This window comes from Ectobacillus polymachus, from assembly GCF_048159605.1.
Taxonomy (GTDB): Bacteria; Bacillota; Bacilli; order Bacillales; family Bacillaceae_G; genus Ectobacillus; species Ectobacillus polymachus.
In genome coordinates this window covers 20,943-32,271 of sequence record NZ_JBLREB010000010.1, presented here as the reverse complement: position 1 = coordinate 32,271, position 11,329 = coordinate 20,943, and the positions used below count along the sequence as shown (strand labels likewise).

General features: G+C 39.8%; 11 protein-coding genes, 2 tRNA genes and 1 rRNA gene. 11 read left to right on the top strand and 3 right to left on the bottom strand.

Translation table 11 applies throughout. The features are described 5' to 3' along the window. Positions 1-8 precede the first annotated feature (8 nt). From rrf to tsaD, 7 genes are all read left to right on the top strand, one after another. Positions 9-124: ribosomal RNA gene (gene rrf / locus ACM5BR_RS18470) — 5S ribosomal RNA — on the top strand. A gap of 44 nt (positions 125-168) precedes the next feature. Further along, a tRNA-Met gene (locus ACM5BR_RS18465) sits at positions 169-245 on the top strand. A 2-nt stretch (positions 246-247) separates the two neighbouring features. Further along, a tRNA-Asp gene (locus ACM5BR_RS18460) sits at positions 248-323 on the top strand. 274 nt (positions 324-597) lie between these two features. Further along, complete coding sequence (gene tsaE / locus ACM5BR_RS18455) at positions 598-1,071, top strand: tRNA (adenosine(37)-N6)-threonylcarbamoyltransferase complex ATPase subunit type 1 TsaE (protein ID WP_416829669.1); 474 nt, start codon at positions 598-600, stop codon at positions 1,069-1,071. Beyond that, positions 1,052-1,741: a tRNA (adenosine(37)-N6)-threonylcarbamoyltransferase complex dimerization subunit type 1 TsaB gene (gene tsaB, locus ACM5BR_RS18450; protein ID WP_416829667.1), complete on the top strand. Its 690-nt coding sequence runs from the start codon at positions 1,052-1,054 to the stop codon at positions 1,739-1,741. Before tsaE ends, tsaB begins: the two co-directional genes overlap by 20 nt. Before the next feature lie 13 nt (positions 1,742-1,754). Further along, on the top strand, positions 1,755-2,204 hold the full coding sequence (gene rimI / locus ACM5BR_RS18445; protein WP_416829665.1) for a ribosomal protein S18-alanine N-acetyltransferase: 450 nt from the start codon (positions 1,755-1,757) through the stop codon (positions 2,202-2,204). Continuing rightward, entirely contained in the window at positions 2,204-3,220 is a 1,017-nt protein-coding gene (gene tsaD / locus ACM5BR_RS18440; protein WP_416829663.1) for a tRNA (adenosine(37)-N6)-threonylcarbamoyltransferase complex transferase subunit TsaD, read from the top strand. The genes rimI and tsaD overlap by 1 nt, the downstream gene beginning before the upstream one ends. A 260-nt stretch (positions 3,221-3,480) precedes the next feature. Here tsaD and ACM5BR_RS18435 read toward each other — a convergent pair whose 3' ends face one another. Next, the gene (locus tag ACM5BR_RS18435) at positions 3,481-5,406 is read right to left on the bottom strand and encodes an ABC-F family ATP-binding cassette domain-containing protein (protein WP_416829661.1); all 1,926 of its coding nucleotides are present in this window, start codon (positions 5,404-5,406) and stop codon (positions 3,481-3,483) included. Between the two features lie 283 nt (positions 5,407-5,689). Between ACM5BR_RS18435 and ACM5BR_RS18430 the strand changes: the two genes are divergently transcribed. Beyond that, entirely contained in the window at positions 5,690-6,319 is a 630-nt protein-coding gene (locus tag ACM5BR_RS18430; protein ID WP_416829660.1) for a redox-sensing transcriptional repressor Rex, read from the top strand. 67 nt (positions 6,320-6,386) lie between these two features. On the opposite strand, the gene ACM5BR_RS18425 is transcribed toward ACM5BR_RS18430, so the two are convergent. Together ACM5BR_RS18425 and ACM5BR_RS18420 are read right to left on the bottom strand one after the other, a co-directional pair. Beyond that, positions 6,387-6,596: a YdiK family protein gene (locus tag ACM5BR_RS18425; RefSeq protein ID WP_416829658.1), complete on the bottom strand. Its 210-nt coding sequence runs from the start codon at positions 6,594-6,596 to the stop codon at positions 6,387-6,389. A 1-nt stretch (position 6,597) separates the two neighbouring features. Then, positions 6,598-7,326 carry a CPBP family intramembrane glutamic endopeptidase gene (locus ACM5BR_RS18420; RefSeq protein ID WP_416829656.1) on the bottom strand — a complete coding sequence of 243 codons (729 nt, stop codon included), beginning with the start codon at positions 7,324-7,326 and terminating at the stop codon, positions 6,598-6,600. A gap of 381 nt (positions 7,327-7,707) precedes the next feature. Here ACM5BR_RS18420 and iscB point away from each other — a divergent pair, with 381 nt between their 5' ends. The 3 genes from iscB (at position 7,708) to groL (ending at position 11,224) form a co-directional block, all read left to right on the top strand. Beyond that, the gene (iscB, locus tag ACM5BR_RS18415; protein ID WP_416829654.1) at positions 7,708-8,955 is read left to right on the top strand and encodes an RNA-guided endonuclease IscB; all 1,248 of its coding nucleotides are present in this window, start codon (positions 7,708-7,710) and stop codon (positions 8,953-8,955) included. A gap of 304 nt (positions 8,956-9,259) precedes the next feature. Next, positions 9,260-9,544, top strand: coding sequence for a co-chaperone GroES (groES, locus tag ACM5BR_RS18410; protein ID WP_416829652.1), 285 nt, complete (start codon positions 9,260-9,262; stop codon positions 9,542-9,544). A gap of 42 nt (positions 9,545-9,586) precedes the next feature. Beyond that, positions 9,587-11,224 carry a chaperonin GroEL gene (groL, locus tag ACM5BR_RS18405; protein ID WP_416829650.1) on the top strand — a complete coding sequence of 546 codons (1,638 nt, stop codon included), beginning with the start codon at positions 9,587-9,589 and terminating at the stop codon, positions 11,222-11,224. The last annotated feature ends 105 nt before the right edge of the window (positions 11,225-11,329 follow it).

Sequence of the window (11,329 nt, the reverse complement as noted above, 5' to 3'; positions counted from 1 at the left end):
CTAATAGGTCTAGTGATGATGGCGAAGAGGTCACACCCGTTCCCATACCGAACACGGAAGTTAAGCTCTTCAGCGCCGATGGTAGTTGGGACTTTGTCCCTGTGAGAGTAGGACGTCGCTAGGCTTATATTATTGATTAAAATAATATAATATTTATTTGTATATCGTCGCGGGGTGGAGCAGTCCGGTAGCTCGTCGGGCTCATAACCCGAAGGTCGCAGGTTCAAATCCTGTCCCCGCAACCAATGGTCTCGTGGTGTAGCGGTTAACATGCCTGCCTGTCACGCAGGAGATCGCCGGTTCGATCCCGGTCGGGACCGCCATATACATAAAAACAACGATCCTTAGGATATAATCCTAAGGTCTTTTTTTGTATATAGACAACTAACTATCCTTAGACTAGTCTATAGAAAACCTCTTACTTATTTAGGTTAAACATGGACAAGGAACGGGCGTTTTATAAAGGAATCAAAAGTATCTATTATACTTCTGCAAACTTTGCCGAAAGTTAGTATAATAAATCATGCAAGTAAGTACGTCATTATGAATTACATAAATCGGCTATACTAGAAGATAAAATGAGGTTGGTGACAAACTATGCCAATATACGAAATTATTACATCATCCCCAGAAGAGACAATCGGCTTAGCTGAAAAGCTTGGTCATCTTCTAATGGAGGGAGATGTACTTACATTAGAAGGTGATTTAGGAGCAGGAAAAACAACCTTTACAAAAGGTCTTGCCAAAGGGTTAGGTGTAAAACGAGTAGTAAACAGTCCTACTTTTACCATTATAAAAGAGTACAATGGACGTATTCCTCTTTATCATATGGATGTGTATCGTTTAGAAGAAAGTGATGAAGATTTAGGATGGGATGATTATTTTTATGGGCAAGGTGTTACGGTAGTTGAATGGGCTCATTTTATTCAGCCATATCTTCCGGATCAGCTACTCGCCGTTAAGTTGCACCATGAGGGTGAACATATGCGCAAAATTAAGTTAGAACCAATAGGAGATCGATATATTAGACTATGTAAGGAGCTATTGCAAAATGAAAGTTTTAGCGATTGACACTTCCAATCAAGTAATGGGGGTAGGGCTCGTAGATGGATCGAATGTGTTAGGTGAAATAGTTACTAATACAAAGAATAACCATTCTGTGCGTCTTATGCCTGCAATTGAGCAGCTTTTATCAATGTGTAATGTAAAGAGTACGGAATTAGAGAAAATTGTCGTAGCGCAAGGACCAGGATCATATACAGGCATTCGTATAGGAGTTACAGTAGCAAAAACACTAGCATGGTCGCTCCAAATTCCACTTTCAGGAGTTTCAAGCCTTGCTGCTTTAGCTGTAAATGGCGTTTACTTTAAAGGGTACATCTGTCCGCTATTTGATGCACGGCGTCAGCAGGTCTTTACAGGATTATATCGTTGGGATAACGGATTACAAGTAGAAGAAAAGGATCGAATTATTCTTCTTCCCGATTGGATGCAAATCGTGAAAAAATATGAGCAACCTGTTTTATTTATTGGACAAGATCTTGCTATTCACCAATCGATGATAGAACAAGAACTTGGCGAACAAGCGATTTTTGCGAAAGCTACAATAAATCAGCCGAGACCAGGTGCATTAGCTATATTAGGAGCAGAAGAGCCAGCGCAGGATGTACATACCTTCGTACCAAGCTATTTACGTCTAGCAGAGGCGGAAGCGAAATGGCTAGCAAATCAGAACAAGTAGAGGACTGACGGCTATGAACACACTCATAACATTTCGTGATATGCAGCTAGAAGATATTGAATCCGTTTTGGAAATTGAACATGCGTCTTTTACAATTCCCTGGACGGAGGATGCGTTTATACGAGAACTCACGATGAATGAATATGCAAATTATACCGTTCTGGAAGAGAATGGTCAGGTTGTCGGATACTGCGGTATGTGGCTCATTTTAGATGAAGCAAGCATTACGAATATTGCAATACTGCCCGCATACAGAGGCAGGCAGCTTGGCGAAGCTTTGTTGCGCTTTGTAATGGAATACGCGCGGCAAAAAGGTGGTAAAACGATGTCGCTTGAAGTTCGTGTATCGAACATAATTGCACAAGGTTTATATCGGAAGTTAGGGTTTTTAAACGGAGGTATTCGGAAAGGATACTATACAGATAACTACGAGGATGCGCTCGTAATGTGGGTGAATTTATAATGGAAAAAGATACAATCGTATTAGCTATTGAATCAAGCTGTGATGAAACAGCAGCAGCAATTATTCGAAATGGACGTGAAATTGTCTCAAATGTAGTGGCTTCTCAAATTGAAAGCCATAAGCGGTTTGGTGGAGTTGTGCCTGAAATTGCGTCTCGCCACCATGTGGAACAAATAACAATTGTCATTGCTGAAGCGATGCAGAAAGCAAATGTTACATTTGCCGATTTAGATGCAATTGCGGTTACCGAAGGGCCAGGACTAGTTGGAGCATTGTTAGTAGGCGTACATGCAGCAAAAGCTATTTCATTTGCTCATCAAATTCCGCTTGTCGGAGTTCATCATATTGCAGGACATATTTATGCCAATCGCTTGATTAAGGAAATGAATTTCCCGTTACTTGCTCTCGTTGTATCAGGTGGTCATACAGAGCTAGTCTACATGAAAGAGCATGGCTCATTTGAAGTGATTGGAGAAACAAGAGACGATGCAGCTGGGGAAGCTTACGATAAAGTAGCACGGACGCTATCATTCCCATATCCGGGCGGTCCGCACATAGATCGTTTAGCAGCGCAAGGGAGCCCAACGATTGACTTACCACGAGCATGGCTAGAACCAGATTCATACGATTTTAGCTTTAGTGGATTAAAATCAGCAGTCATTAATACCGTTCATAACGCAAGTCAGCGCGGAGAAACGATTGTACCGGAAGATTTAGCTGCTAGTTTCCAAGCTAGCGTGGTAGATGTGTTAGTTACGAAAACAGTCCGTGCTGCAGAGGAATATAAAGTTAAACAGGTGTTATTAGCTGGCGGAGTTGCTGCAAATAAAGGATTACGTCATGCGCTAGAGCAAGCCTTTCAAAACCAGGATCAAGTGGAACTCATCATTCCTCCATTGTCTTTATGCACAGACAATGCAGCTATGATAGGTGCTGCAGGAACGATTCTGTTTCAAAAAGGAAAACGGTCGACGTTAGCGTTAAATGCTAATCCGGGATTGCCGATTGAAAAATAATATCCACAGTTTGAATTATGATTTGTGAATAAAGTAGTGAAAAACTTGTGATTAACTGCTGTGTATTTGTGTATATGTTTGTGGATAACTGTGGGTAAGCCTGTGCTTAATGTGTATAACTTAGTATGGATCGCAGAATATCAACATACATATGTGTATATACCTGTGGATAGTGTGTAAAAAAGAGGAGAAGCTCTCGCATCTACTCTTTTTCGTTAGTTTTTATATTCATATATCCACAGGTGGATACATTTCGCTCATTAGCTTTGTAATTCTTCCCATTCTTCCATAAGTGATTCAAGCTTGGATTCTGCAGTTTCTTTTTCCTTATGGATGCTTTGCACCTTTTCATAGTCCTGGAACACTTCAGGTAAGCAAAGCTCCTCTTCAAATGCTGCAATCTGTTCCTCTAACTGCATAATGCTTTCTTCTATTTCCTCAAGCTTTCGCGTGAGCTTGCGATTTTGTTTTTTTCGCTCTTTATCCTCTTCATAGTTCCGTTTTTCAGCTGCTATATTAGGGGTAGGTATTTGTTTCGTTTCCTCCTCTTTCAGCTGAGCAATTTCAAGCGTTTCCGCTTTTTTCTCTATATAGTAATCATAGTCACCAAGATACTCTATTGTCCCATCCTTGGATAACTCAATAACCTTTGATGCAACTCTATTAATAAAATATCGGTCATGGGAGACGAATAAAATGGTTCCAGGGAAATCAATCAAGGCATTTTCGAGTATTTCTTTGCTATTTATATCTAAGTGGTTAGTAGGCTCGTCTAAAATTAATACATTGCATTTTTGCATCATCAGTTTTGCAAGGGCTAGACGCGCCTTCTCACCACCGCTTAAGGAAGAGACAATTTTTAACACATCATCCCCAGAGAATAGGAAATTTCCGAGTACGGTACGTATTTCCTTTTCAGGCTGTAAGGGGTACTCATCCCAAAGCTCGTCTAATACACGTTTGGAGGAGGTTAAAATGGCCTGCTGTTGATCGTAATAGCCAATCGTAACGTTAGAACCAAATGAAATGGTACCTTGAAGCACATCTAATTGATTTACCATCGTCTTTAATAAAGTTGATTTGCCGATTCCATTTGGACCGACGAGTGCAATGCTGTCACCGCGAGTAATATACATATTCACATGTTCGATGATAGGAGTTCCCTTGTATCCGACAGCAGCATCTTTTACATGGAGTACATCGTTACCGCTTTGGCGTTCGATTTCAAAATGAAAGGAGGCTGATTTATCATCATCAAGTGGTTTGGTCATAAGCTCCATACGCTCTAATTGCTTACGACGGCTTTGTGCACGCTTCGTTGTCGATGCTCTTGCGATATTACGCTGAACAAAATCCTGCAGCTTGGCTACTTCATCCTGCTGCTTTTCATATCGCTTCATTTCTTGCTCATACCAATCTGCTTTTCTTTCTAGATATTTACTGTAGTTCCCTGTGAAACGTTTGCTATGCGTATTAGATATTTCATATACCTGCGTCACAATACGATCTAAAAAGTAGCGGTCATGGGAAACAATTAGAATGGCGCCAGAGTAGCCTTGTAAATATTGTTCTAGCCATGTAAGGGTTTCAATGTCTAGATGGTTCGTAGGTTCATCTAGAATCAGTAGATCAGGTTTGGTTAGTAACAGTTTTCCTAATGCGAGTCGTGTTTTCTGGCCGCCGCTTAGCATAGAAATTTGCATGGTATGTGTTTCTACAGGAAATCCTAAGCCAGTGAGTACAGAACGAATATCTGCTTCATATTGATATCCACCTAGATCGCTAAAGAGCTGCTGAAGACGATCATATTCTCCTAGAAGCTTTTCATACTGTTCCGGATTGGTAAATATCTCTTCCTTGCCCATTTCCTGTTCCATCTTGCGCAGCTCGTTCTCCATGTCTTGTAGCTTGCGAAAGACTGTGAGCATCTCTTCACCAATTGTTAAGGAAGTTTCTAAGCCCGTATTTTGTGCTAGATAACCAATGGATACGTCTTTAGGCTTAATAATCTCCCCTGCTTCATAAGACATTTCCCCTGCAATAATTTTTAGTAACGTTGATTTTCCGGCTCCGTTACGTCCAACAAGTGCAACACGATCGCGTGTTTGGACTTCTAATTTTATATTGGATAAAATGACATCCGCTCCAAAAAGCTTCGTCAATCCATTTACTTGTAATAAAATCAATGTGTTTCACCTCAAATTAGTTTGTCTACTATATAATTATAAAAAACTAATGTTTTTCAACATCATGTAAAATGTTGTATAGTTTATTTAGGAGAATCTATCTCTATTATACAAGGAAAGCTTTACACCAATAAACTTTCAACTTATATTCTGTGTGTAAAAGGTGAATTTTTCTAGGTTGGAGGTTTTCCTATTAGATGTGAAGCCAACCATTATTATACGTTCACATGCCTTATATAGCCGTCACAGCATGATAAACAAAAATAGGAGAGAGGGGGATATGATGGATCAGCCTAAAATTCCGCAGGCAACTGCGAAACGACTGCCTTTGTATTATCGTTTTATTAAAAACCTATCGCTCTCAGGAAAGCAACGGGTTTCCTCAGCCGAGCTTAGCGAAGCGGTAAAAGTTGATTCTGCTACGATTCGCAGAGATTTTTCTTACTTCGGTGCATTAGGTAAAAAAGGGTACGGTTACAATGTAAACTATCTATTATCATTTTTCAGCCAAACACTTGACCAAGATGATTTAACTCAAGTAGCGTTAATTGGAGTTGGAAATTTAGGAACCGCTTTCTTAAATTACAATTTCTTGAAAAATAATAACACGAAAATTGCAATGGCTTTTGACGTAGATGAGAAGAAAGTTGGAACCATTATTGGAGAAGTGCCTGTCTATCATTTAGATGACCTAGAACAAAGAATGACAGAGGATGTTAAAGTAGCCATTTTAACGGTACCTGCAACGGTTGCACAGTCTGTTGCTGATCGATTATCAAAAACGAGCATAGAAGGAATTCTAAATTTTACACCTGCCCGCATCAACGTACAGGATCATATTCGCATTCATCATATTGATTTATCCGTTGAACTTCAGACGCTCGTTTATTTTCTAAAGCATTATCCGAAATAATAAGTTTTACATAATAATAAGGAAATATAAAATGGACCGCATAGCGGTCCATTTTTTGTAAGAGTCTTTACTTTTTTTGCTTCGGATTTCTCGTCGCCTGCCACTTTAGAAAAATTAGGCGAATGGCAAGACCAAAATCAAAGGTAGCCATAATGATTAGTAATAGTGTGTATACATTCCATATTGTCGTTTCTACGCTTGTTATCGCTAAATAGGTAAAAATGCCGCCGAACAGAAGGTAGATTATCGCCATAAATATATTAGAATTTCTAAGCATCTCAAAAGCCTCCAATAATTGTGTGCAAGGTTTCGGCCTGCTTCATCATTTTATCTAAGTAATCGTGTAGTCCAATGTTGATAAGAATAACAATGGTATTCATCATAACATGGGCGAAGATAGGAACAATAATTCGTCTCGTGTGTATGTATAAAAAGGAAAATACGAAACCCATGGATGTATAAACCAATAGGTGGCTAAAGTCGAAATGAACCGTTGCAAATATGAGTGAGCTGATAATGGCAGCCACAAAAAAATGAAAGTGCTTATAAAGGGAACCAAATAAAATTTTTCGAAATACGATTTCTTCCATAATCGGTCCGAAAATGGATGTAACGAGAATGAACAAAGGGCTAACCTTGGCAATATCTACGAGCCGCTGTGTATTTTCTGAACCAGGATTAATGCCAAATATTCGCATTTCGATATTTGCTGCAATGGTTTGTGCAAATAGAGCAAGGAAAATACCTGCAAACATCCATAGGATTGTGTAACCGATTCCCATCTTATTGCGGGCAAGCGGATCATCATCGTGTCGAAGTAATAGCAGGATGATGATAAGAGCTGTAACAAAGCTGATAATCGCCCAATGCGCAGAAGCCATCTCAATTTGCACACTTCTGCTATATGTATGATACCATCCAGTCCTTAATAAAAGAGGAATGCCAAGTAAACTGGAAATCTGCATAACAATATATGTAATAATAATCCACCAATACTTTTGATTCAATTTTACTTTCTCCGTTTCCGTATAAATTTACGTTAATAAAAAAGGAAATTCACGTTTTAAAGAGAAAAGAACTAATTGGGTGCTCGAAACAATGGGAGTTTCACTTTATTGTATCATACAATTGTCAACTATCCACCACTTAAACGCTATCGCGTTTTGAAGTGGGGGCTTGAAAAAGTCCTAGTTGTCTAGCCTCAGTCTTTCGTGGGCTCCGTTCGTAGGTTGCATACCCAAGAATGATTCCCTAGTTCTTGGCTCTATGGTGGCCCTGTAACAGTTCTGATTGGGAAGGAACGGTCAACCACATGCCTTCTTGCAGGAGAAGTTGCTAACACCTACAAACATTGGCGAAGGGAAACAAACTCTTAGGAGGGACAAAACATGCGTGTATTTGTCAAGAATGTAAGGGGAGAACCGCTCATGCCTTGCAGTCATCGCAAGGCGCGGCTTCTTCTCAAACAAGGAAAAGCAAACATTGTGAAGTACACACCATTTACCATTCAACTGCTATCTGCGACAGGTGAAACGGTGCAACCTGTCACAATCGGCGTGGACAGCGGCGCAAAGCATATCGGCATTGCGATTACCACGGAAGACAAAGTACTAACAAAAGGAACCATTGAGCTACGTCAGGATGTCAAAGAAAATCTCACACTAAGAGCTACATTACGCAGAAGTAGAAGACAACGAAAAACAAGATATCGCAAAGCACGTTTTCTCAATCGGAAAAAGAAAGAAGGATGGTTACCACCATCGATTCAAAGCAGAGTGGATAACCAAATTCATTGGATTGAAACATTCAAATCACTGTTACCTTCCCCAAAAGTGATTGTTGAAGTGGGAAAGTTTGATGCACAAAAGCTAAAAAATCCCGATATACAAGGAACAGAATACCAACAAGGGGATACTTTTGGCTTTTGGAATACGAGATATTATGTATTCGCAAGAGACCATTACACTTGTCAAATTTGTAAGAAAAAAGGTGGTATTTTGCATACGCATCATATCATGGAACGGTGTATAGGTGGTTCGAATAGGGCAGATAATCTTGTAACCGTGCATGATGAATGTCATCAAAAATTTCATCAAGGAAAAATCAAACACAGTTTCAAGAAACCAAAACATTATAAAGAGACTGCCTTTATGAATATATTGCGCCTCCAAATCATGAATCGTTTAGATTGTGACATGACGTATGGCAGTTACACCACACCAAAGAGAAAAGAACTTGGATTAGCCAAAACACATGCAAATGATGCCATTGCGATAACAAATCCGAAACAACTACAAGAATATGATCAAAGTCGTGAATTTCGCATCAAGCAGTTTAGAAAGAAAAAACGCTCCCTGCATGAAGCAACCGCTAGAAAAGGGAGAAAAACAAAGAATACAAGCGCAAAACGGAACAAGAAAAATACACCCTATATAGATGGAATCTATTTAGGGGATAAAGTAAAGATATTTGGACAAGTAGGATTTGTAACAGGATTTACAGGAAAAATGGGATACGTACAAGATATACATGGACAATATATACAAAATCCTTCTAAATCTTATAAGCAAGTGAAGATGTCAGATGTGAAACGTATCCACCATACGAACAATTGGCAGTTCTTACAAATTAGTTAGGCTATGCCTAACCGAAATTCATCCCACCTTATCACTGGGCTCTTGCCCGTCATGCGCTTGAAGATGGGGATGAATTTCGGAAATACGTTAAAAGAATGACGAAAAGAATGTTTTCAGTAGAAGTGGTAATACTGTTTCAGTGTAGGCTTAAATGAATGGAAGTATGTACCAAAAATTTTAGAAAATTTAAGGTTTTATACTTGCAAAAGAAAAAGAGATTCATTATTATAAAAGGTGTGTTAGCACTCGAATGCACTGAGTGCTAACAATAAAATTTACATATGAATTGAGGAGGTTATTTTTCATGCTAAAGCCATTAGGTGATCGCGTAGTAATTGAACTTGTTGAAGCAGAAGAAAAAACTGCTAGTGGTATCGTATTACCAGACTCTGCAAAAGAAAAGCCATCAGAAGGCAAGGTTAAAGCAGTTGGATCAGGTCGAGTGCTTGACAATGGTGAGCGTGTAGCTTTGGAAGTAGCTGTAGGTGATCGTATTATCTTCTCAAAATACAGTGGTACAGAAGTAAAATACGAAGGTGCAGAATACTTAATTTTACGTGAAAGTGACATTTTAGCTATTATCGGTTAATTTATACATCTTATTTTCGAAAAAATAGGGAGGTACGTAAAAATGGCAAAAGATCTTAAGTTTAGTGAAGACGCACGTCGTGCAATGCTTCGCGGAGTAGATACTCTTACAAATGCAGTGAAAGTTACGCTTGGACCAAAAGGTCGTAACGTTGTATTAGAAAAGAAATTCGGTTCTCCTCTAATTACAAACGACGGTGTGACAATTGCAAAGGAAATCGAATTAGAAGATGCATTCGAAAACATGGGTGCTAAGCTTGTTGCTGAAGTTGCTAGCAAAACAAACGATGTAGCTGGTGACGGAACAACAACTGCAACAGTTCTTGCACAAGCGATGATTCGTGAAGGCTTAAAGAACGTTACAGCTGGCGCAAACCCTATGGGCATTCGCAAAGGGATTGAAAAAGCAGTTGCAACTGCAATTGAAGAATTAAAAGTAATCTCTAAACCAATCGAAGGCAAAGCTTCTATCGCACAAGTAGCAGCTATTTCTTCTGCTGATGCAGAAGTAGGTGAATTGATTGCCGAAGCTATGGAACGCGTAGGAAACGACGGCGTTATCACACTTGAAGAATCTAAAGGCTTTACAACTGAGCTTGATGTAGTGGAAGGTATGCAATTCGATCGCGGTTATGCATCTCCTTACATGATTACAGATTCTGATAAAATGGAAGCTGTTCTTGACAATGCGTACATCCTTATTACAGATAAAAAGGTATCTAACATTCAAGAAATTCTTCCTGTTCTTGAACAAGTAGTACAACAAGGTCGTCCTCTATTAATCATCGCTGAAGATGTAGAAGGCGAAGCATTAGCTACACTTGTTGTAAACAAACTTCGTGGTACATTCAATGTTGTTGCTGTTAAGGCTCCTGGCTTTGGCGATCGTCGTAAAGCAATGCTAGAAGATATCGCTATTTTAACTGGCGGCGAAGTAATCACAGAAGAACTAGGACGCGACTTGAAATCTGCAACTGTTGAATCTCTAGGTAAAGCTGCGAAAATTGTGGTAACAAAAGAAAACACAACAATCGTAGAAGGTGCAGGAAGCTCTGATCAAATCAATGCTCGTATCGGCCAAATTCGCGCTCAATTAGAAGAAACAACTTCTGAATTCGACCGTGAAAAATTACAAGAACGCCTTGCAAAATTAGCTGGCGGCGTAGCAGTAATTAAAGTAGGTGCTGCTACTGAAACAGAATTAAAAGAACGCAAACTTCGCATTGAAGATGCATTAAACTCTACTCGTGCTGCAGTGGAAGAAGGTATTGTAGCCGGTGGTGGTACTGCATTAATGAATATCTATGGTAAAGTAGCTTCTATCGATGCAGCTGGCGACGAAGCAACAGGCGTAAACATCGTTCTTCGTGCATTAGAAGAACCAGTACGTCAAATCGCTATTAACGCTGGCCTAGAAGGCTCTGTAGTCGTTGAACACTTGAAAAACGAAGCAGTAGGCAGAGGCTTTAATGCTGCTACTGGCGAATGGGTTAACATGTTAGAAGCTGGTATCGTGGATCCTACTAAGGTTACTCGTTCCGCTCTTCAAAACGCAGCATCTGTTGCAGCAATGTTCTTAACAACTGAAGCTGTAGTTGCTGACAAGCCAGAACCAGCTGGCGCTGGAATGCCTGACATGTCCGGAATGGGCGGCATGGGTGGAATGGGCGGCATGATGTAATAATGCCCTCAAAGCCTTGATATAAAAGGTTTTTTGAGTGAAATGCTAACATCGAGGATTTTAACGGAGGCTTCTCATAAGTTGAGCAAACTTGTGGGAAGCTTC